The sequence below is a fragment of the Micromonospora zamorensis genome (assembly GCF_900090275.1).
Taxonomy (GTDB): Bacteria; Actinomycetota; Actinomycetes; order Mycobacteriales; family Micromonosporaceae; genus Micromonospora; species Micromonospora zamorensis.
In genome coordinates this window covers 4,558,348-4,579,099 of the sequence record NZ_LT607755.1, presented here as the reverse complement: position 1 = coordinate 4,579,099, position 20,752 = coordinate 4,558,348, and the positions used below count along the sequence as shown (strand labels likewise).

Genomic DNA, 20,752 nt, shown 5'->3' with positions numbered 1-20,752 from the left:
GGCCCCGGTCATCAGGCGACGAACGAGGCCCCCGCTTCGGCGGGGGTGAAGGTGTGGTGGCACCGCGAGGTTCCCGCTCGCCCACACCTCCCTGGGGCTGATGCGACGCTTCGCCACCCCAGGGCGGCGAAGGCGTGGCGATCGACCGAGGAGCAGCCCGCCATGCAACGAACCCTGTCCCACCACCTGCCCACCCGGATCGGCACGACAGTGCGGATCGCCGGCTGGGTGCACCGCCGCCGCCTGCTCAAGTCGGTGGCCTTCCTGATCGTGCGCGACGCCACCGGCCTCGCCCAGGTGGTCGTCACCGACCCGACCGTCCGCGCCGAGCTGGAGAAACTCCCCGAGGAGACGGTCGTCGAGGTCACCGCGACGGTCACCGCGAACGAAACGGCGCCCGCCGGGGTCGAGCTGACCGACCCGACGGTACGTCCACTGGGGCCGCCCGCCGTGCCGCCACCGTTCGACCTGTACCGGCCGGCGCTGACCGCGAGCCTGCCCACCCAGCTCGACAACGCGCCCACCGCGCTGCGGCACCCCACCCGGTCGGCGGCGCTGCGGATCTCGGCGGCGGCGGTGGCCGGCTTCCGGGCCGCCCTGGACACCCGGGACTTCGTGGAGATCCACACCCCGAAGGTGGTCAACTCCTCCACCGAGAGCGGGGCGAACGTGTTCGCGCTGGACTGGTTCGGTGGGCCCGCGTACCTGGCCCAGTCGCCGCAGTTCTACAAGCAGTTGATGGTCGGCGTCTTCGAACGGGTCTACGAGGTGGGGCCGGTCTTCCGGGCCGAGCCGCACGACACCGTCCGGCACCTCGCGCAGTACACGTCGCTCGACGCGGAGCTGGGCTTCGTCGCCGACCACCACGACGTGATGCGGGTGCTGCGCGACACGGTGGCCGGGATGCTGGGCACTGTGGGGGAGCGGGCCGGTGGCGCCCTGGCGACGCTCGGCGTCACGCCGCCGGAGGTGCCCACGGAGATCCCGGAGGTGCACTTCACCGAGGCGCTGACGATCGCCGGCGCGCCCGCCGACGAGCCGGACCTCGCGCCGGCCCACGAACGGGCGCTGGGCGAGTGGGCCCGCCGTGAACACGGCTCCGACTTCCTCTTCGTCACCGGCTACCCGATGGCGAAGCGACCGTTCTACACCCACCCCGACCCGGAGCGGCCCGCGTACTCGAACGGTTTTGACCTGCTCTTCCGTGGTCTGGAGCTGGTCACGGGCGGGCAGCGGCTGCACCGGCACGCCGACTACCTGGCGGCGTTGGCAGCCCGGGGTGAGCCGGTCGAGCCGTACGCCGGCTATCTGGACGCGTTCCGGCACGGCATGCCGCCACACGGTGGTTTCGCCATCGGCCTGGAACGGTTCGTGGCCCGGCTGGTCGGTGCGGCAAACATCCGGGAGGTCACCGCGTTCCCGCGTGACCTGCACCGCCTGACCCCGTAGGGCCGTGCGCTGGCTGTCTGCTCAGACCTCGGTCAGGGTGGACAGTCGGCGCTCGACCACCGGCAGCACGTCGGCGACGCTGATCGGGCGGCCCAGCTCGGCGGTGAGCGAGGTGACGCCGGCGTCGCGGATGCCGCACGGCACGATCCGGTCGAAGTACGTCAGGTCGCAGTCACAGTTGATCGAGAAGCCGTGCAGGGTGACGCCCCGGGCCACCCGGATGCCGATGGCCGCCACCTTGCGGGCCGGCCCCCTGTCGTCCTCGGGCACCCAGACCCCGCTGCGCCCCTCGACCCGGCCGGCGGTCAACCCGAACTCGGCGCACACGTCGATGAGCAGCTCTTCGGTCCGCCGCACGTAGGCGACCACGTCCACCGGGTCGGGCAGGCGCAGGATCGGGTAACCGACGAGCTGCCCCGGCCCATGCCAGGTGATCTTGCCACCGCGGTCCACGTCGACGACCGGAGTGCCGTCCATGGGCCGGTCCCACGGCTCGGTGCGCTTGCCCGCGGTGTAGACGCTCGGGTGCTCCAGCAGCAGCACGGTGTCGCCGCGCTCGCCAGCCACCACCGACTCGTGCAGGCGTCGCTGCTCGTCCCAGGCGGCCTGGTAGTCGAGCAGGCCGCCGCGGACGGCCGTCAGGCCGGGGGTCGTCGTCGTCACGGCGTCCAGCCTAGTCCCGCAATGGGCGATCTTCCCTGGTGAGCCGCCTCACCGGGCAACCCTGCCGCGACTCGGCCGGGCTCAGGCGCTGGGTGTCGGGGCGGCCGAACGGCGGCGCCGCAGACGGCGGGTGAGGAGGGCGACGGCGAGCAGCAGTGGGACGGCCAGCGCCAGGTAGAGCCAGCGCGGGGCGGCGAACGGTGACGGCCGGGGCTCTGGCCCACCGAACGCGGCCCGGGTCAGCAGGTCGCCCGGCACCATCAGGTCGGTCGACCCGACCGGCGTGGTCACCAGCACCTCGCGACCGCCGTCGGGCGACAGCGCGGCGAGAAAGGCTTGCCGGTCTGTGTCCGCCTCCGTTTCGCTGACATACCGCAGGATCGGGTCGTCTCCGCGCCAGCCGATGATCCCGCTGACCGAGGTGCCGGCCGGCAGGGCCTGGCCGACGGCTTGGCCGGTGGCAGTGTCCAGGAACTCGATCCGCCAGGTGCGCGCCGCCGCCTGCTCGGACGTGCACCGGGGCCCGGCGCAGCCGTCGAAGGCGAGCAGCGCGAGCCGCCGGCCGTCGGGATGCCATGCGGCGGGGCCGGCCAGTATCCGCCGGTCGCCGAGGTCGACCTGCCAACGAGTGCCGCCGCCGGCCGGGTCCACGACCACCAGTCGCTGGCGCTCGGCGAGCTGGGCTGGCACGTCCGGCGAGCCGGTGACCGCCACCAGGTCGCCACCGCGTGACCAGGCCGCCGCGGCGTGCGCGGCGAAAGTGCCCACGTCGAGCGTCCGCTCGGTGCCCCGGAACGGGTCGACGACGAGCAGGTCGTCGGGCTTCTCCGGATCGTTGAGCTGCTGGTTGTCCGGTCCGTAACTGATCACACTGTCATCGTTGCTGCGGGTGCCCAGCACCTGCTGCCCGTCCGAAGACCAGGCCATCGGGTAGACGCCGGTGCTCATCGTGCGGCGTTGCCGTCCGGTGGTGAGGTCCAGCAGCTCGCCGGAGTCCGGCCGCAGGTAGTGCCGTCCATCCGGGGAGAGCAGTCCGTGCCCCTCGCCGATGCGGATCGGGATCAGCCGGTACGCGCCGTCCCGGTCGACCAGCACACCTGTCGACTCGAAATAGCGGGTGCGGTCGGTGAAGAACAGCAGCGCGGCCGGACCGGCCGGGCGTTGCCCCACGGTGGCCTGCCACAGCCAGGGATCGTGCACCCGGGTCGGCACCACCCCGGCCGCGCTCCCGGCGGCCGTTGCGGCTGGTGTGTTGAGCGCGACGAGCCCCAGCACGAGCGCGACCACGGCAGCACGCCGCATTCGCCCGCCGGTCAATCTCATCGGCCCATTAGACGCGATGGCGGCCGGTCGTGATGGCCCGGCTGGCCGCGTCGTGGTCTACCGGTCGGCGGGCGGGATGCGCCAGAGCCAGACGTCGTCGACCCGCTGCGGCTCGCCGAACAGGGCGGTGCCGGTACGCAGCAGCGCCTCCTCGTCGACCTCGAACTTCGCGCCGTGCACCTGGTCGGCGAGCACCACCGTCTCGATCCGCCAGTGCCGCAGGTCCGACTGGACCTCCCGGATGGTCCCGTCGGTCACGATCGGCACCAGCCCGGTACGGCCGGCCTGGTCCATCAACGCGCTCAGGGTGCGCGGCACCGGGCCGATCCGGCCGCGCCCGTCCGGCCCGCCCGGGCCGAGGAAGAACCCGCCCGGGATCTCGAACTCGCCCTGCCGGTGCGACAACGCGTACGCCTGCCAGCGCTGGCCGTCGGGGTAGATGTCCACGGTCAGCGGCACCGGGGTGAGCACGCCGTCCGGTGAGACGTACTGGCGCCACGTGCCGGAGGTGATGAACCGCGGGATCGGTTCCCGCTCGTCGGTCAGCAGCGGGGTGGGCAGCAGCGGCACCAGGGCCGCCGCGAACCCGAGCACCCAGGCCAGCTCCGTGGGGCGGTACCGGGGTGGCGCGGCGCGCAACTGGTCGACGGCGTACGCCAGCAACAGCCCGATCACCGGTGCCACCACCAGCGCCAGCCGGGCGGGCAGAGCGGCGTTCACCACCGGCAGTTGTCCGAGCAGGTCGAACGGCATGGGAAGGTCGGTGCGTCGGCCGTCGACCTTGGCGATCGGGCCGAAGGAGAGCACCGAGAAGATCAGCGCGAGGACGCCCAGTGCCCAGAGGGTGGCCCGGCGGCTCGGGTCGGCCCGCCGCCAGAGCGCGACGAAGCAGACCACGGTGAGCACCAGCAGCGGGATGCCGAAGAACGAGTTCTCCTCGGTCGGGTTCGGTGCCAGCGAGGTGCCCAGCCCTGCCTCACCGGCCAGCGAGCGGCGCGGGAAGGCGGCGAACGCCGCGATGTCCTCGGAGTGGATCACCGGGTCGAAGCCGGTGCCGTGGAACCGTTGCGGCCCGGCGAAGTGCAGCCACAGCGGGTACGACAGGAGCACGCCGGCGACCACGGCGGTCACCCCGAGCCCTCGCAGGAAATTGGGCAGCGCGGCGCGCGCCTCGGCCCGGTTGGCCGGGTGCAGCGCCCACACGGCCACGAACACCCCGAGCGCCAGCGCCGTGAAGAACAGCCCCTCGGCGGCGATCGAGAAGGCCACCGCGACCAGCACGCCGAGGATCACCCCGTCGCGGAGCCAGTGCCCGGCTCGGCGCAGCGCGAACAGCCGCCAGATCAGCAACGGCACCAGCCAGCCGGCGGTCCAGTTCAGGTGCGCGTTGGCGTGCGAGACCATGCCGGGGGAGTAGGCGATGAACAGGGCGCCGATCCCGGCGGCCAGCTGGCTGCGGACCAGGTGCCGGGAGAGCAACCAGTACCAGACCAGCGCGGTGGCGAGCAGGTTCAGGGTGAGGATCACCAGGAACGTCGCCGGTGGCCCGATCAGGTACGTGAGGGGGGCGAAGACCACCGCGTACACCGTGATCGAGGTGTTGACCGCGAGGTTCACGCCGTCCGGGACGTTGATCAGGTACGTGAAGAGCGGGTTGTCCCCGTGGGTGACCGCGTGCCCGCCGAAGGCCAGCAGCCACTCGAAGAGCGCCTGGTCGCTGGAGTTGACGGTGATGGTCCGGGTGTTCGGGTCCCGCCACAGCCCACTGGTCACCCAGACGGCGAGCGCGAGCGCCACCAGCACGACGATCAGGTCGGCCCGGCGGTCCCGGACGACGCGCGGCGGTGACGCTGGTGCGGGCCCGGTGGCCAGCGACGGGGAGGACGGCACGCAGCGGACGTTACCAACCGGACCTGGACGGGCCGGTCAGACCTGCAAGGACAGGACCGTTGGGGACGGATTCGGCCCGCCACGTCGACGGTCTGGCGTACACAGTGTCCGTCGTGAATGTGTGAGCGTGCCCTATGTCATCGCGGCGACACATCGTCGTAACGTCACGGCAATTCGACCGTGACCCAGTTCACAGTCCGCCCCCTCTGGAGGCCGCCGTGCGCCGCTCCTCGTCCACCATCACCCGCCTGATCGGCGGGCTCGCCGGGCTCGCCCTCGCCCTGGCCGGAGCGGTCGCCATCGCCGCCCCCGCCCAGGCAGCCACCCTCACCCAGGTCACCGGGTTCGGCTCCAACCCGGGCAACCTCGCCATGTACGCCTACCGGCCGGACAACCTGCCGGCCAACTCCCCGGCGGTCGTCCTCCTGCACGGGTGCACCCAGAACGCGTCCGGCTACTTCGCCAACTCCGGTTGGCAGAAGTACGCCGACCAGTGGAAGTTCTCGCTGATCGTCGCCCAGCAGCCGTCCGGCAACAACGCCAACTCCTGCTTCAACTTCTTCGAGTCGGGCGACACCACCCGCGGTCAGGGTGAGGCGCTGTCGATCAAGCAGATGGTCGACCACGCCAAGGCGAACTTCGGGGTGAACGGCTCCCGGGTCTTCGTCAGCGGGCTCTCCGCGGGCGGGGCGATGAGCGCGGTCATGCTTGCCACCTACCCGGACGTCTTCGCCGCCGGATCGATCATCGCGGGAATTCCCTACCGCTGCGCCACCAGCATGGTCAACGCGTTCAGCTGCATGAACCCGGGCGCGGACAAGACCCCGGCAGTCTGGGGCGACCTGGTCCGTGGGGCGTACTCCGGCTACACCGGCCCGCGACCCCGGGTGGCCATCTGGCACGGCACCTCGGACACCACTGTCACCCCGCTCAACGGCACCGAGTCCCGCGACCAGTGGACCAACGTGCGGGGGGTCTCGCAGACCCCGAGCAGCACCTCGTCGCTGCCCGGCAACACCAGCCTGGAGGTGTACGGCAACGATGACGTACGCCTCTACCGGGTCTCCGGGATGGGCCACGGCACTCCGGTCGACCCGGGTTCCGCAGCGGAGCAGTGTGGCACCGCCGGCGCGTACTTCCTGGACACCATCTGCTCGACGTACCGTGACGCGCTCTTCTTCGGCCTGAACGGCGGCGGCACCAACCCGACCCCCACCCCGACGGCCACGCCGACCCCCACCCCCACGGCCACGCCGACCCCGACCCCGACTCCGACGCCGACCCCGACCACGCCGGCGACCTGCGTGACCGCCAGCAACTACGCGCACGTGGTGGCCGGTCGGGCGTACCAGTCCGGTGGCTACGCCTACGCGAACGGCTCCAACCAGCGGATGGGCCTCTACAACACCTTCTACACCAGCGCCCTCAAGCAGACCGCCCCCAACTACTGGGTGATCGGCTGCTGACCCCGCGCCCCAGGCCCTGTTGATCAAGAGGTTTGCGTCAGATTCCGGCTCCCGGATGACGCAAACCTCTTGATCAACCGCGTCGGCGTCGGCGTCGGCGGGGCTCGGGTCAGGGGGTCAGGGCCGCCTGGAGGGCTTCGGGCAGGGTGGGGTGCTGGTAGCGGTAGGCGGCTCTCGTCAGGACGCCGGGGAGGACGCGGGTGCTGGTCAGGGCCTCGTGGGAGAAGCCGCCGAGGGCCACCTTGAGCGCCAGCGCGGGGATCGGGATGATCGCCGGGCGGTGCAGCTGTCGGGCCAGCTCGCGGGTGAACTCGGCGTTCGTCACCGGGTTCGGCCCCACCACGTTGACCGGGCCGGCGACCTCGTCGTGGTCCAGCAGGAAGAGGGTCGCGCCCAGCCAGTCGGCCAACGAGATCCACGGCAGCCACTGCCGGCCGCTGCCCAGCCGGCCGGCGATGCCCAGCTTGAATGGCAAGAGCTGCGGCTTGAGCAGCCCGCCGTCGCGGTCCAGTGGCAGGCCGGTGCGCATCCGGATGACGCGTACCCCGGCGTCCTCGGCTGGCCGGGTCGCGGCCTCCCACACCCGGCAGACGTCGGCCAGGAAGCCCTCGCCGGCCGGCGCGTCCTCCTCGACGGCCCGGTCACCGGTGTTGCCGTACCACCCAACCGCCGAGGAGTTGAGCAACACCCGTGGTCGGTCGGCGGCGGGAAGCCCGGCGATGGTGGTCGCCAGTGTGGTGGTGCTGTCCACCCGGCTGGTCCGGATCAACCGCCGGTAGTCGTCGTTCCAGCGCTTGTCGCCGACGCCCGCGCCGGCGAGGTTGATCACCGCGTCCGCCTCGGCGACCACGGCCGGGTCGAGCTGCCCGGCGGCGGGATCCCACCGCCGCTCCTGCGGGTCGCGCGGCGGCCGACGGACCAGCCGGGTGATCTGGTGCCCGTCCGCCGTGAGCCGGTCGGCCAGCCGCGTGCCGAGGAAGCCGGACGCGCCGGCCAGAAGGATGCGCATACCCCCATCTTCGTCCAGAACGCCACCGGGAGATGCGCGGGGCCGCCGGTGGCGGGGGCGTTCCGGTGAGCGAATTCGCGACGGAACCCTCTACCCGACCGAGGTGATCGAGTGGTTCCTGGAGATGGGGCGCTGTCCCGACGGCAACGGCTGGGTCGCCCCGGACGTCGAGCAGGTGACCGGACGCCCCGGGCGCACGTTCCGGCAGTGGGCCGCCGAGCACGCGGACGACTTCCGGTGACGGCGCCCGGGCGTGGGCCGCGGCGGTCAGGCCGCGTGGGCCGGGCGCAGGTCGGCGAGCAGTCGCTCCACCTCGGCGTACGTCTCGGCGCTCAGCGGGCCGAGCGTCAGGGTCGCCAGGTTCTCCTCGGCCTGGGCCACCGTGCGCAGGCCGGGGATCGGCACGGTACGCGGGCTGCGCGCCAGCAGCCAGCCCAGCGCGCCCTGTGCGAGGGTCCGTCCGTCGGCGGTGAGCGCCGCGCGGACCTGCTCCACCCGGGCCGCCCAGCGCGGTGTCGGCCGGCCGTCGGTGAACCACTCCAGCCACTCCGGCGCCCGCCCGCGCACGTCGTCCGCCCCGACGGCCCGGGTCGACCCGGTGAGCAGCCCCATCGCCAGCGGCCCGCGGTTGAGGCTGGCCAGGTCGTGGCTGTCGCAGACCGCCAGCACCGCCGCGTTGTCGCGCAGCACCGACTCGTCGTGCTGGATGGCGGCGCAGTGCGGGCCGGCCGCCGCGAACGCCTCCGCCGAGGCGGGGTTGTCGGTGCTCCACCCGTACGCCCGGATCTTGCCCTGGTCGACCAGGGCCTCCAGGGTGTCGACCAGATCGAGTGCGGCGGGCACCGGCAGGTCGTTGAGGTGCAGTTGGTAGAGGTCGACGTGGTCGGTGCCGAGGCGGCGCAGCGAGTCCTCCAGGCTGCGTACCGCGAAGGCCGGGCTGGCGTCGGTGCCGAGCGCCCGCCGGGTGGCCTCCTCGCTGACGTTGCCGAACTTGGTGGCGATCACCGCGCTGTCGCGCCGGCCGGCCAGGGCCCGGCCGAGGATCCGCTCGCTGTGCCCGGCGCCGTAGTTGCTGGCCGTGTCGAACAGGGTCACCCCAAGCTCGATTGCCCGGTGGATGGTGCGGATCGACTCGTCGTCGTCGACCTCGCCCCAGCCGAACGGCTGCCCGCCATCACCCCAGAGCGGGCCACCGATCGCCCAGCACCCCATCCCGATCGCGCTCACCTCGATGCCGCTGCGCCCCAGCGTTCGTGTCGTCGTCATGGTCACCAGCCTCCAACCTGGAGTGCGCTCCAGGTCAAGCACTACGATCTCGACATGAGCGGTTACGCCCCCGCGGAGGCTGCCCGCCGCAGCGGCTTCAGCCTCGACACCCTGCGCTACTACGAGAAGATCGGCCTGCTCGCAGACGTGGGCCGGACGACGGGCGGTCAGCGGGTCTTCACCGACGACGACCTCGGCTGGCTGGTTCTGTTTCGCTGTCTGCGCGACACCGGGATGCCGATCGCCCAGATGTGCCGCTACGCGGAGCTGGCCCGCGAAGGCGACCACACCGTCGACGAGCGGCGGGAGCTGCTGAAACAGCACGCGGCTCGGGTCGAGGAGCAGATGCTCCTGCTGAGCCGCCAGTACGAGCACCTGCGGGAGAAGATCCGCTTCTACGAGCGGCTGCCCGGGCCGGCGCCGGAGGCCGAGCGGCCCACCGCCAACCGGACCGACCCGGCCGTCAGTCGGTGACCTGCGGAGGCACGGTCAGACCGAGGAGTTCCTCGGCCGTCCCGGGCCGGCCGGTGAGCGCGTTCAGCGCGGAGACCAACCGCTTCTCCTCGTAACGGAAGTGCGACTCCAGCAGGGCGGCCAACCCGTCCAGCTCGCCGCGCACCTGGGCGAGGGGCACCGCCGTGTCGCCGGCGAGCAGCGCCTCGACCCGCTCCAGGATCCCCGCCACCACCTCGTGATCGGTGATCAGGTTCGCGATGACCGGGCGTAGTTCGGGGACCTGCTCGGCCAGCAGCCGGAACGCGCCCGCGTCCTCGCCGGTGTGGTGTCGGCCCAGTGCGGCGCAGAAGGTCAGGCAGTGCGCCCGCAGGTCCCGGGACGGGGCGTCGAGGTTTGCCCGGAGACGGGTCAGTTCCGCCCTGAGCCAGAGGTGGATCTCGATCATTTGATTGCCGACGGCGGCGAGCCGGTCGGCCGGTGAACCGGTCGGGTGCACGTTTGTCCCATGCTGTCCCCGCGCCTCCATGCCCACGGCGGCCTTCGTGCCGGGTACACCGCGACGCTGCGCCGGAGTCTATCCCGAACCGATCACGGCGTGGTTGGCTCGTCGGTCTCCCGGACGTCGTGCCAGCGCGCCCGCCAGGCGGCCTCGTGGGCCTCGTGGCTGGTCCGCTCCTGGAAGACGGCGGAGCGCAACGCGTGCCGGGAATCCGACATCACCATCACCTCCACGGCCACCAGCGCCACGCAGATCACTGTCGCGAGGGTGAGCGCGCCCAGCGCCGGCAGGTGCTGACCGACCGGGAGGGCCGCGGTGAGCACCACGATGACGCCGACGCGGGTCCAGCTGACGGTGTGCAGGGTGCGCAGCTGGAACAACAGGTTGACGGCGAAGTAGCAGATCAACCCGCCGAAGAGCATCGGCACGGCCGGTCCCTCGACCTTCTCGGCGATCCCGCCGGCCGGATCAGTGATCTCGTGCAGAACCTCCTCGTTGCCGATGGAAAAGAGGATCACCCCGGCGATCATCGGCAGGTAGAGGTACGCGTACGCGTCGCGGGCCATGGCCACCCGGGGGGCGCCCTCCGCCGCGTGCAGGGCGATCCGGGCGGCCGGCCCGATGAAGTCGAAGTGCGCCCACCACAGGGCGGCGGTGACCACGATGCCGAGCGCCGCGGCAGCCACCGCCGGCCAGGTCACCGGCTTGCCGAGCAGATTGCCGCCCACCCCGGTGGAGATGATGGACTCGCCCAGCGCGATGATCAGGATGAGGTCGTAGCGCTCCGTCCAGTGCTCGGCGCTGGTCACCCCCCAGCCCCAGGTGCCGACGATGAAGCCGGTGGCGTACTGCACCACCACCACGGTGATCCACAGTCCGTCGCGCACCATGGCGGCCTGGTCGGGGTTGGTGATCTGCGGCGGAATCAGCGCGGCGGCCAGCAGCAGCACGATGCTCACCGCCAGCTCCGGGGCGAAGCGCCGCAGTTGCCGCCGCTCCTGCGGGCTGTCCCGCACCACATGCTGGTAGAGGATCCAGTGGATGCCGCGAACCACGACGTAGCTGGTGGCCACCAGCATCGGGCCGGCGGCGCTCCCCTTCGGGTCGTTGAAGGCCTGCGGCAGCGCCAGCGCGAACGCGAACAGGGCGACCATTGCGATCACCATGAGCACCGGGACGTAGCCCTCGCCGAGCCGGACCCGGGTGGCCACCAGGCTGTGCACCACCCAGATCCACCAGAGCACGGCGAGCACCAGAGCGGCGTGCAACAGCTGCCGGCCGGAGATGTTGGCGGCGGTCGCCCGCGTGATGATGAAGAACGAGAAGACGAAGACCAGGTCGAAGAAGACCTCGAACTTGTCCACGCGGGCACCGGGAGCAATCGGGACGGCCGGTCCCAGCTGTCCACCCCGCCGGTAGCCGCCCACGATCCCACTCTGGCAGCGTCCGGCCTGCTCGGAGGTCTGAACGGCGATGGCGACGGTGTCCGGCGTTACCTCCGGTCCGGCTCGGGAAAACACCGGGACTACCGCCTCCGGCAGCGGGCCGGTCGGTCCGACCCACCCTGGACAAGGATGGATCATGACGACGAACAACCCGATCACCACCTCGTTCGCCCATACCTCCACGGCCATGGACGTGATCCGGGGTGTGGACCTCGTCCGGCGGCGGGCGATCGTCACCGGCGGGTCGTCCGGCATCGGCGTGGAAACCGCCCGCGCCCTGGCCAGCGCCGGCGCGGAGGTCACCCTGGCCGTCCGCAACCCCGACGCCGGCCACAAGGCCGCCGACGACATCACCGGCACCACCGGCAACGACCGCGTCCTGGTCGCCCCGCTCGACCTCGCCGACCAGGGTTCGATCGCCGACTTCGTCGCCAACTGGGACGGACCGCTGCACATCCTGGTCAACAACGCCGGCATCATGGCCGCGCCCCTGTCCCGCACCCCGCAGGGCTGGGAGATGCAGTTCGCCACGAACCACCTGGGCCACTTCGCGCTCGCCACCGGGCTGCGCCCGGCACTCGCGTCCGGCGACGGGGCCAGGATCGTCTCGGTCAGCTCCGCCGCCCACCTGCGCTCACCGGTGGTCTTCGAGGACATCCAGTACGACCAGCGGGAGTACGAGCCGTGGCAGGCGTACGGGCAGTCCAAGACGGCCAACGTGCTGTTCGCCGTCGAGGCGTCCCGGCTCTGGGCCGACGACGGCATCACGGCCAACTCGCTGATGCCCGGCGCGATCCGGACCAACCTCCAGCGCTACGTCAGCGAGGAGGAACTGGACCGGCTGCGCGCGGGCAACGCGGCGGCCTGGAAGACCGTCGAACAGGGCGCCGCCACCTCGGTGCTGGTCGCCACGTCGCCACTGCTCGACGGTGTGGGCGGGCGCTACTTCGAGGACTGTCAGGAGGCCGCCCCCGCCCAGCCCGGCGGGCGGACGGGAGTCGCCGCGTACGCGCTGGACCCGGATGCCGCCGAGCGGCTCTGGAAGGTGTCGACCGCGCTGCTCAAGGCCTGAGGACGCACACGAGAGGGCGCCCCGGTCGACGACCGGGGCGCCCTCTCGGCGTTGCGGGCTGATCAGGCCAGGCCCAGCTCCGACTCGAAGTTGCCGGCCTCCAGCCGCTCCTTGACCGCGGTCAGGAAGCGAGCGGCGTCGGCGCCGTCGATCAGCCGGTGGTCGTAGGACATGGCCAGGTAGACCATCGACCGGATCGCGACGACCTCGCCCAGCTCCGGGTCGTTGACCACGACCGGCCGCTTGACCACGGCGCCCGTGCCGAGCATCGCCGACTGCGGCGACGGCACGATCGGGGTGTCGAAGAGCGCGCCCCGGCTGCCCGTGTTGGTCACCGTGAAGGTCGCCCCGGCCATCTCGTCCGGGGTGATCTTGTTGGCCCGGGTGCGCTCGGCCAGGTCGGCGATCCGCTTGGCGATGCCGCCCATGTTGAGCTCACCGGCGTTGTGGATGACCGGCACGAGCAGCCCGCGCTCGGTGTCCACGGCGACGCCCAGGTGCTCGGCCGCCGGGTAGGTGATCGTGCCACCTTCCAGGTCCATGCTGGCCTGGACGATCGGGTACGTCTGGAGCGCCTCGATGGCGGCGAGCGCGAAGAACGGCAGGAAGGACAGCTTCACGCCGTGCTTGGCCTGGAACGACTCCTTCGCCCGCGTCCGCAACCTGGCGACCCGGGTGACGTCCACCTCGACCACGGTGGTGAGCTGGGCCGTCTCGTGCAGCGACTGCTGCATCCGCTTGGCGATGGTCGCCCGGATGCGCGGCAGCTTCTCGGTGGTGCCCCGCTTGCTGCTCGGCTGCGGCTTCTCGGCCGGCTTGGCCGGGGCCGCCGACGGTGCGGCGGCCGGCTGTGCGGCAGCGGGGGCGGCCTTGGCGGCCTTCGCCTTCTCGGCGGCCTCCAGCACGTCCTGCTTGCGGATCCGGCCACCCACACCGGTGCCGTTGAGCGAGGACAGGTCGACGCCGTGCTCACCGGCCAGCTTGCGCACCAGCGGGGTCACGTACCCGGCGGCCTCCTCGCCGCCACCCTGCGCCGGGGCGGACGGACGCGGCGGCGTCGAGGCCGGCGCGGCAGGCTGCGAGGCCTGCTCGGTCTTCGCCGGCTGCGCCGAGCTCTCGGTCTCCGCGGCCGGCTCGTTGTACGACATGCCGGGGGTCGGCTCCTCGACCTTCGGCTCGGCCTTCGGCGCCGGCTTGGCCTCCGCCTTCGGCTCGGGCTTCGGCTCGGGCTTCGGCTCGGGCTTGGCCTCGGCGGGGGCCGCACCGGCAACGCCGATGATCGCCAGGTCGGCGCCGACGTCGGCGGTCTCGTCCTCGGCGACCTTGATCTCCAGCACAGTGCCGGCGACCGGCGACGGGATCTCGGTGTCCACCTTGTCGGTGGAGACCTCCAGCAGCGGCTCGTCGACCTCGATGGTCTCGCCGACCTGCTTCAGCCAGCGGGTGACAGTGCCCTCGGTGACGCTCTCACCCAGGGCCGGCATCTTCACCGCGGTGCCCTCGCCCGAGGAAGCGGCGGCCGGAGCCGGCGCCTCGGTCGGGGCCTCGGCCGGCACCTCGTCCTGGGCCACCTCGTCGGCGGTGCCCTCGGCGGCGGCCGTCGGCTCGGCGGCCGGCTCGACCTCCTCGGCCGGGGCCTGCTCCTGCGGGGCGGCCTCGCCACCGCCGGTCGACTCGCCCTCACCGGAGATGACAGCCAGCTCGCTGCCCACCTCGGCGGTCTCGTCCTCACCGACCACGATCCGGCTCAGCACGCCGGCAGCGGGCGACGGGATCTCGGTGTCGACCTTGTCGGTGGAGACCTCGAGCAGGGGCTCGTCGACCTCGACCGTGTCGCCCTCCTGCTTGAGCCAGCGAGTGACGGTGCCCTCGGTGACGCTCTCGCCGAGCCGGGGCATGGTGACCGATACCGGCATTTTCTGAGACTCCTTCATTCCCCTGGTGGGATCTTCGCCCGTCGCCGGACGCCGCGGTTGTGGATGATCAGGCGTGCGCGTGCAGCGGCTTGCCGGCGAGGGCCAGGTGCGCCTCGCCCAGGGCCTCGTTCTGGGTCGGGTGGGCGTGCACGAGCTGGGCGACCTCCGCCGGGTAGGCCTCCCAGTTGTAGATGAGCTGCGCCTCACCGATCAGCTCACCCACCCGGGCGCCGATCATGTGCACGCCGACCACCGGGCCGTCCTCGACCCGGACCAGCTTCACGAAGCCGGTGGTCTTGAGGATCTGGCTCTTGCCGTTGCCACCCAGGTTGTAGTTGTACGTCTTGACCTTGTCGGCGCCGTACTGCTCCTTGGCCTTGGCCTCGGTGAGGCCCACCGACGCCAGCTCCGGGTCGCAGTAGGTGACGCGCGGGATGCCGACCTCGTCGATCACGGCCGGAGTCTGCCCGGCGATCTCCTCGGCGACGAAGATGCCCTGCTGGAAGCCGCGGTGCGCGAGCTGGAGGCCGGGCACGATGTCGCCGACCGCGTAGACGTTCGGCACGCTGGTGCGCAGCCGCTCGTCGGTCAGCACGTAGCCGCGGTCCATCTTGACGCCCTGCTCCTCGTACCCGAGGTTGGCGGTGTTCGGGCCGCGACCCACGGCGACCAGCAGCAGCTCCGCCTCGACGGTCTCGCCGCCGGAGATCGTCAGCTTGACGCCGCTCTCGGTCTTCTCGACCTTCTCGAACGGCTTGCCGACCTTGAAGTTGATCTTCCGCTTGCGGAATGCCCGCTCCAGCGCCTTGGACGACTCCTCGTCCTCGGCAGCGACCAGCCGGGGCAGCGCCTCGACGATCGTCACGTCCACACCGAAGGACTTCCACACGCTGGCGAACTCGACGCCGATCACGCCGCCACCGAGCACGATCACCGACGACGGCACCCGGTCCATCGTGAGGGCGTGGTCGCTGGTGATGATCCGCTCGCCGTCGACCTCCAGGCCGGGCAGGCTCTTCGCGTACGAGCCGGAGGCCAGGACGATGTTGCGGCCGGTGTAACGCTTGCCGTCCACCTCGACCACGTTCTTGCCGACCAGCTTGCCGTGGCCCTCGACGATCGTGATGCCCTTGTTGCCCTTCAACATGCCCTGCAGGCCCTTGTAAAGGCGGGCGATCACGCCGTCCTTGTACGAGTTGACCCCGGCCATGTCGATGCCGATCAGCTCGGCCTTGACGCCGAACTGCTCCGACTCGCGGGCCTGGTCGGCGATCTCGGCGGCGTGCAGCAGGGCCTTCGTCGGGATGCAACCGTTGTGCAGGCAGGTGCCGCCGAGTTTGCCCTTCTCGACCAGCGCGACCTTCAGGCCCAGCTGGACGGCGCGCAGCGCGGTCGCGTAGCCGCCGCTGCCACCTCCGAGAATGACAATGTCGAAGGTCGCTTCGTTCGGCTCGCTCACGTCCAACTCCCAGGTCGCGTCGCTGCATCGGGGGTCACAGAGGTGTAACACGGACACACCCCACCTCGGTCATCTTGTCACCACTGGGCACAGGGTGCGTACCGAGGTGCCCAACGACACGTCATCGACACGTACCCTTGGCACCGTCGTCGATGACGCAACATGGGGGAGAGATCCGGTGGGCTTGTTCCGGCGCCGCAAACAGACGGCTGTGCCGAGCCATGACCGCGCTGCCAGTCGCGGCGATCTGGACCATTTGGAGAACTTCATCCGCAGTCGGCGCGGCGTCGAGGCGTACATCGAACCCCGCACGACGGTGACGGAGACCACTGTCATCCTGATCGCCGACGACGGGGAGTGGACCCGCCGGCGCATCGACGGCCCGGACGGCGCCCGGCGCTTCGCGTACCGGATGGGCATCCCCGTGTACGACGTCCGGCTGATGGGCTACCCGCAGCGGATGCGCGACTTCAACGAGCGCCGCAAACGTCGCCCCGAGCAGTACTGAACGTGCGGAAGGGCCACCTGCCAACGCAGGTGGCCCTTCCGGAAATCCGTCAGCCGTTGGCGGCGACGTCCTCGACAAGCTGCACCAGGGTGCGGACCGGGACGCCGGTGCCGCCCTTGGTCCAGTAGCCGGTCGGCTCGCCCGAGTGGTAGCCCGGCCCGGCGATGTCGATGTGCGCCCAGGCCACGTCGTCGGTCACGAACTCGCGCAGGAACACCCCGCCCTGCAGCATGTGACCGGCCCGGTCCATGCCGGCGTTGACCTGCGAGATGTCCGCCACGTCGGACTCCATGCCCTTGCGCACGTCGTCGGGCAGCGGCATCGGCCACGCCGGCTCGCCGACCGCGTCGCCGACCGCCTGGACCCGGTCGCACAGCTCCGGGGTGCCCATCACGCCGGCCATCCGCTTGCCCAGCGCGATCACCTGGCCGCCGGTCAGGGTGGAGGTCTCGAACAGGTAGTCGGTGCCGTCCGCGCAGGCGCGGGCCATGGCGTCACCCAGGACCATCCGGCCCTCGGCGTCGGTGTTGAGCACCTCGACGCGCTTGCCATTGAACATGGTGATCACGTCGCCCGGCCGGTAGCTGGTGCCCGACGGCATGTTCTCCGCCATCGGCAGGTACGCGCTGACCGCCACCGCCGGCTTCAGCGCGGCGATCGCCAGCATGGCCGCGCCGACCGCGGCAGCGCCCGCCATGTCGGACTTCATCTCCCACATGCCCTGCGCCGGCTTGATCGAGATGCCGCCGGTGTCGAAGGTGATCCCCTTGCCGACCAACGCGACCCGCTTGCCGTTGCCACCGCTCTGCGGGGTGTAGGTGAGCTTCACCAGCCGCGGCGGGGCTTCCGAACCCTGCCCGACCGCGACGATGCCGCCGTACCCGCCGGCGGCCAGCGCCGCCTCGTCCAGCACCTCGACACCGAGGCCCGCGGCACGGGCGGCCTCGGCGACCGCGTCGGCGAACGACGGCGGACGCAGCTCGTTCGGCGCGGTGTTCACCCAGTCCCGGCTGGTCCGGACCGCGCCCGCCACCGCCAGCGCCCGGGTGACCTCCGCCTGGGCGCCCGCGTCACCGGCGTCCGGCACCGCGATGAGCACCTCGGCGACCGGCTCCCGCCGGGTCGGCTGCGGGCGGGTCTTGTAGCCGGCGAACCGGTACCCGCCGAGCAGCGCACCCTCGGCGACCGCGCGCAGCTCCGCCGACGCGTCCGCGTCGTCCGGCAGCGGCAGGGACAGGGCGACCTTCGGAGCGCCGGCCAAGGCCCGGATCGCCGTACCGGCGGCCCGGCGCAGCGTCTCCGGGGCCGGGGCGGCACCCGACGGCTCCGGGCCGAGCCCGACCGCGACGACCAGCGGCGCGGTCACGGTGCCCAGCGTGGCCAGCTTGACGACCTCACCCGGCCCACCTGTCGCACCGAGCAGCGCGAGGGTCTCGGTCAGCTTGCCGTCGAAGGCGACGGCGATGCTCTCCGCGCCGCTGGCGAGCAGCAGGGTGCCGGCGAGGCCGCTGGTGGCGTCCTGCTCTCCGGTCTGGCTGTGCACGCCGATCACGATCGCGTCGACGGCGAGCTCGGCCGGGTCGGTGTCGACCAGGCTCAGGTTGGTGGTGCGGGGTGATGTCACTGAAGCTACTCCGGGCGGGCCGGGCCGGTCGCGGCGTCGCGTACCGGCGGTGAAGGTCTCCGGCGGAACCTACCCGCCGGACGTCATGGCTGTCCCGCCGACAGCGCCAGCGGGCTCCCGCCGATGCTAACCAGCCACGTTGCCCCCGGTAAGTTGCCACCCATGACCGACGTGACCTCCGACGCCGCCGCGACCCGGCTGCGCCGTTCCCCGCTGCACGAGCGGCACACCGCCGCCGGCGCCAAGTTCGCCCCCTTCGGGGGTTGGGAGATGCCGCTGGAGTACGCCGGCGGCGGTGTGCTCAAGGAGCACGCCGCGGTGCGGACCGCGGTGGGGGTCTTCGACGTGTCGCACCTGGGCAAGGCCCGGGTGAGCGGCCCCGGCGCGGCCGACTTCGTCAACGCCTGCCTCAGCAACGACCTGGGTCGGATCGGCCCCGGCCGGGCGCAGTACACGCTCTGCTGCGACGACGCCACCGGTGGTGTGGTGGACGACATCATCGCCTACCTGTACGCCGACGACCACGTCTTCCTCATCCCGAACGCCGCGAACACCGCCGAGGTCGTGCGCCGGTTGCGCGCCGCCGCGCCCGCGCAGGTCACCGTCACCGACGAGCACGAGGCGTACGCCGTACTGGCCGTCCAGGGCCCCCGCTCGGCCGGGCTGCTGGCCGCCCTCGACCTGCCCATCGAGCACGGCTACATGAGCTTCTCCGCCGCGAGCCTGGCCGGGATGGAGTTGACCGTCTGCCGTACCGGCTACACCGGCGAGTTGGGCTACGAGCTGGTGGTGCCGGCGGAGCACGCCGTGGCCGTCTGGGACGCGCTCTTCGCCGCGGGTGCGGCGTTCGAGCTGCGGGCCTGCGGCCTGGCCGCCCGGGACACGCTGCGTACCGAGATGGGCTATCCGCTGCACGGGCAGGACCTGTCCCTGGACATCAGCCCGGTGCAGGCCCGTTCCGGCTGGGCGGTCGGTTGGGACAAGCCGGCCTTCTGGGGCCGCGACGCGCTGCTCGCCGAGAAGGCCGCCGGCCCCCGGCGTACACTGCGCGGCCTGGTGTCCGTCGACCGCGCGATCCCGCGGCCCGGGATGACCCTGCACGTGGGAGACACCCAGGTCGGCGAGGTGACCAGCGGCACCTTCTCGCCGACCCGCAAGCAGGGCATTGCGCTGGCCCTGTTGAACACCGAGGCCAACCTGGCCGAGGGCGACGAGGTGGAGATCGACATCCGAGGCCGCCGAGCCCCCCTGAAGCTGACGAAGCCCCCCTTCGTAACCCCCTCAGTGAAGTAACCCGCCCCGCCCCGCCTCGGTGATCAAGAGGTTTGCGTCACGTCCGGACGAGATTCTGACGCAAACCTCTTGATCAACTGGAAAAGTGAGGGCTGGTCAGCGCGTGGGGGTTGGGGGTTCGCCGGAATCCAGGACGGCCTGGGTCCAGCCGCCTTCGATGACGCCGGTCGCGTCCAGGACCGCCCAGTCGACCACGTCGGTCGCCTCCACGACGACCGGTGCGCCGATGCGAACCGACGGGTCGGTGTTGGCGTCGCTGGCGCTCACGCCGACGATCCGCTCCGGGGCCTCCCACGAGGTGACGCCCGCCCAGACGTACTCCGGGCCGTCGTCGCCGGGCAGGCCGTACTTGACCACGAGCTGCGACTCGGCGGGAAGGTGGCCGGCGACGAAACGGGCGCGCGCGTCACCCAGCGCGGCCCGCGCGGTGGCGACCGCCCGGCTCATCGCGTCACCCGAGCGGGCGTAGCGCACGTCCGGCTGGATCCCGGAGAACAGGGTCGCGCAGGCGGCGGCGTAGTAGCGCCCGTCCGGACCCGGGTGCCCGGCCGGTGGGCGCAGGCTGAGGAACGAGTCGGCCTCCGGGTCGGTCGCCGGGTCCAGCTCCAGGCGCAGCAGCACCGGGGCGGTCGCGCCGTGCTGCTCCGGGTTGCCGTACGCGACCGCGATGTCGTGACCGGTGACGGTGGCGAGCACCGGGAGCTGCACGAACGCCGGCACCTCCTCGCCGGTGAGCCCGTCGGTCCAGTCCCGCAGCAGCCGGCGTGCCGCCCCGGTCATCACCGCACCCCAGGCGCGGGTGAGGTGGTCGGGCACCCCCTGGGTCTGCAACTCCAGCAGCCCGAAGCGGCGCAGCCCCTTGGTGGTGAACCAGAGCCCCTCGGTGTCCGACGAGTACGGCACCAGGACCCAGTCGACCAGCCGGATGCGGCCCTGCTCGTCGGGGAGTGAGCGCAACGCGGTCGCCGGGTCGAGGAACTGCAGGCCGAACACGTCCACCACGTCGCCGTCGACGGACTCCGCCACGGCAGCCGCGACCGCCCGGGCCGCCCACTCGTGCGCGGGCGGCCAACCCGGCCGGTACTCGGCCTGTACGACCACCAGGTGGGTCGCCGCGGCCAGCCGGGCCAGCTGCTCCTCGGTGGCGCCGAACGCGGTGAGCAGGTCCGGTGGCAGCTCGGGGAACTCGGTGATCGGCCGGGTGTCGACGCTCATCAGCGGGCTGTCCAGCATCTGCCTGGCCAGCCCGTGGACCGGCTCGGCCAGCCGGCCGGTCAGCGCCGCCACAGCGGTCTTCGCGCTGACCTTCGGCAGCCCCGCCATCGGCACCAGGTAGGTCGCGCTGAGCGACTCCGGCACCGGTACGGGCAGGAAGTCGTCCGTGATGAGCATTTCTGGTTCCCCCGGTGGCCGT

The 20,752-nt window shown here is 71.9% G+C and carries 18 protein-coding genes; 7 read left to right on the top strand and 11 right to left on the bottom strand.

What is annotated here, in order from left to right; translation table 11 throughout:
* Nucleotides 1–162 precede the first annotated feature (162 nt).
* Entirely contained in the window at nt 163–1,449 is a 1,287-nt protein-coding gene (gene aspS, locus GA0070619_RS20050) for an aspartate--tRNA(Asn) ligase (RefSeq protein ID WP_088949488.1), read from the top strand.
* A 21-nt stretch (nt 1,450–1,470) separates the two neighbouring features.
* On the opposite strand, the gene lipB is transcribed toward aspS, so the two are convergent.
* The 3 genes from lipB to GA0070619_RS20035 form a co-directional block, all read right to left on the bottom strand.
* Nucleotides 1,471–2,112: a lipoyl(octanoyl) transferase LipB gene (lipB, locus tag GA0070619_RS20045; RefSeq protein ID WP_088949487.1), complete on the bottom strand. Its 642-nt coding sequence runs from the start codon at nt 2,110–2,112 to the stop codon at nt 1,471–1,473.
* An 81-nt stretch (nt 2,113–2,193) separates the two neighbouring features.
* Nucleotides 2,194–3,435 carry a hypothetical protein gene (locus tag GA0070619_RS20040; RefSeq protein ID WP_157744055.1) on the bottom strand — a complete coding sequence of 414 codons (1,242 nt, stop codon included), beginning with the start codon at nt 3,433–3,435 and terminating at the stop codon, nt 2,194–2,196.
* Nucleotides 3,436–3,492: 57 nt separating this feature from the next.
* The gene (locus GA0070619_RS20035) at nt 3,493–5,325 is read right to left on the bottom strand and encodes a DUF2079 domain-containing protein (protein ID WP_088949485.1); all 1,833 of its coding nucleotides are present in this window, start codon (nt 5,323–5,325) and stop codon (nt 3,493–3,495) included.
* Nucleotides 5,326–5,543: 218 nt separating this feature from the next.
* Here GA0070619_RS20035 and GA0070619_RS20030 point away from each other — a divergent pair, with 218 nt between their 5' ends.
* Entirely contained in the window at nt 5,544–6,791 is a 1,248-nt protein-coding gene (locus GA0070619_RS20030) for an extracellular catalytic domain type 1 short-chain-length polyhydroxyalkanoate depolymerase (protein ID WP_088949484.1), read from the top strand.
* Between the two features lie 109 nt (nt 6,792–6,900).
* Here GA0070619_RS20030 and GA0070619_RS20025 read toward each other — a convergent pair whose 3' ends face one another.
* Nucleotides 6,901–7,800: a TIGR01777 family oxidoreductase gene (locus GA0070619_RS20025; RefSeq protein WP_088949483.1), complete on the bottom strand. Its 900-nt coding sequence runs from the start codon at nt 7,798–7,800 to the stop codon at nt 6,901–6,903.
* A 103-nt stretch (nt 7,801–7,903) separates the two neighbouring features.
* On the opposite strand from GA0070619_RS20025, the gene GA0070619_RS32515 reads away from it, so the two are divergent.
* Entirely contained in the window at nt 7,904–8,041 is a 138-nt protein-coding gene (locus GA0070619_RS32515) for a hypothetical protein (protein ID WP_157744054.1), read from the top strand.
* 26 nt (nt 8,042–8,067) lie between these two features.
* Here GA0070619_RS32515 and GA0070619_RS20020 read toward each other — a convergent pair whose 3' ends face one another.
* On the bottom strand, nt 8,068–9,066 hold the full coding sequence (locus tag GA0070619_RS20020; RefSeq protein WP_088951923.1) for an aldo/keto reductase: 999 nt from the start codon (nt 9,064–9,066) through the stop codon (nt 8,068–8,070).
* A gap of 54 nt (nt 9,067–9,120) precedes the next feature.
* On the opposite strand from GA0070619_RS20020, the gene GA0070619_RS20015 reads away from it, so the two are divergent.
* Nucleotides 9,121–9,540, top strand: coding sequence for a MerR family transcriptional regulator (locus GA0070619_RS20015; RefSeq protein WP_088949482.1), 420 nt, complete (start codon nt 9,121–9,123; stop codon nt 9,538–9,540).
* Here the strand turns inward: GA0070619_RS20015 and GA0070619_RS20010 are convergent.
* The gene (locus GA0070619_RS20010; protein WP_231927113.1) at nt 9,530–10,018 is read right to left on the bottom strand and encodes a hemerythrin domain-containing protein; all 489 of its coding nucleotides are present in this window, start codon (nt 10,016–10,018) and stop codon (nt 9,530–9,532) included. The two genes, GA0070619_RS20015 and GA0070619_RS20010, sit on opposite strands and share 11 nt — an antisense overlap.
* A gap of 92 nt (nt 10,019–10,110) precedes the next feature.
* A complete protein-coding gene (locus GA0070619_RS20005) occupies nt 10,111–11,448 on the bottom strand; it encodes a low temperature requirement protein A (RefSeq protein WP_088951922.1) in 1,338 nt (445 codons plus the stop codon).
* A 154-nt stretch (nt 11,449–11,602) separates the two neighbouring features.
* Between GA0070619_RS20005 and GA0070619_RS20000 the strand changes: the two genes are divergently transcribed.
* Nucleotides 11,603–12,538, top strand: a complete 936-nt coding sequence (locus GA0070619_RS20000; RefSeq protein ID WP_088949480.1) for an SDR family NAD(P)-dependent oxidoreductase — start codon at nt 11,603–11,605, stop codon at nt 12,536–12,538.
* Nucleotides 12,539–12,600: 62 nt separating this feature from the next.
* Here GA0070619_RS20000 and sucB read toward each other — a convergent pair whose 3' ends face one another.
* Nucleotides 12,601–14,454, bottom strand: a complete 1,854-nt coding sequence (sucB, locus tag GA0070619_RS19995) for a 2-oxoglutarate dehydrogenase, E2 component, dihydrolipoamide succinyltransferase (RefSeq protein ID WP_088949479.1) — start codon at nt 14,452–14,454, stop codon at nt 12,601–12,603.
* 67 nt (nt 14,455–14,521) lie between these two features.
* Nucleotides 14,522–15,913, bottom strand: a complete 1,392-nt coding sequence (lpdA, locus tag GA0070619_RS19990; protein WP_088949478.1) for a dihydrolipoyl dehydrogenase — start codon at nt 15,911–15,913, stop codon at nt 14,522–14,524.
* Between the two features lie 178 nt (nt 15,914–16,091).
* Between lpdA and GA0070619_RS19985 the strand changes: the two genes are divergently transcribed.
* Nucleotides 16,092–16,421: a hypothetical protein gene (locus GA0070619_RS19985; RefSeq protein ID WP_088949477.1), complete on the top strand. Its 330-nt coding sequence runs from the start codon at nt 16,092–16,094 to the stop codon at nt 16,419–16,421.
* A 49-nt stretch (nt 16,422–16,470) separates the two neighbouring features.
* On the opposite strand, the gene GA0070619_RS19980 is transcribed toward GA0070619_RS19985, so the two are convergent.
* Nucleotides 16,471–18,045, bottom strand: coding sequence for a leucyl aminopeptidase (locus tag GA0070619_RS19980; protein WP_088949476.1), 1,575 nt, complete (start codon nt 18,043–18,045; stop codon nt 16,471–16,473).
* Between the two features lie 162 nt (nt 18,046–18,207).
* On the opposite strand from GA0070619_RS19980, the gene gcvT reads away from it, so the two are divergent.
* Nucleotides 18,208–19,338: a glycine cleavage system aminomethyltransferase GcvT gene (gene gcvT, locus GA0070619_RS19975; RefSeq protein WP_088949475.1), complete on the top strand. Its 1,131-nt coding sequence runs from the start codon at nt 18,208–18,210 to the stop codon at nt 19,336–19,338.
* A gap of 96 nt (nt 19,339–19,434) precedes the next feature.
* Here gcvT and GA0070619_RS19970 read toward each other — a convergent pair whose 3' ends face one another.
* Nucleotides 19,435–20,730, bottom strand: coding sequence for a DUF2314 domain-containing protein (locus GA0070619_RS19970; protein ID WP_088949474.1), 1,296 nt, complete (start codon nt 20,728–20,730; stop codon nt 19,435–19,437).
* Between the last annotated feature and the right edge of the window lie 22 nt (nt 20,731–20,752).

Excerpts from the sequence above, each read along its gene's own strand:
- aspS (WP_088949488.1), top strand. The coding sequence starts at position 163 with ATGCAACGAACCCTGTCCCACCACCTGCCCACCCGGATCGGCACGACA.
- GA0070619_RS20040 (WP_157744055.1), bottom strand. The coding sequence starts at position 3,435 with ATGAGATTGACCGGCGGGCGAATGCGGCGTGCTGCCGTGGTCGCGCTC.
- GA0070619_RS20025 (WP_088949483.1), bottom strand. The coding sequence starts at position 7,800 with ATGCGCATCCTTCTGGCCGGCGCGTCCGGCTTCCTCGGCACGCGGCTG.
- GA0070619_RS20020 (WP_088951923.1), bottom strand. The coding sequence starts at position 9,066 with ATGACGACGACACGAACGCTGGGGCGCAGCGGCATCGAGGTGAGCGCG.
- GA0070619_RS20015 (WP_088949482.1), top strand. The coding sequence starts at position 9,121 with ATGAGCGGTTACGCCCCCGCGGAGGCTGCCCGCCGCAGCGGCTTCAGC.
- GA0070619_RS20000 (WP_088949480.1), top strand. The coding sequence starts at position 11,603 with ATGACGACGAACAACCCGATCACCACCTCGTTCGCCCATACCTCCACG.
- sucB (WP_088949479.1), bottom strand. The coding sequence starts at position 14,454 with ATGCCGGTATCGGTCACCATGCCCCGGCTCGGCGAGAGCGTCACCGAG.
- gcvT (WP_088949475.1), top strand. The coding sequence starts at position 18,208 with ATGACCGACGTGACCTCCGACGCCGCCGCGACCCGGCTGCGCCGTTCC.
- GA0070619_RS19970 (WP_088949474.1), bottom strand. The coding sequence starts at position 20,730 with ATGCTCATCACGGACGACTTCCTGCCCGTACCGGTGCCGGAGTCGCTC.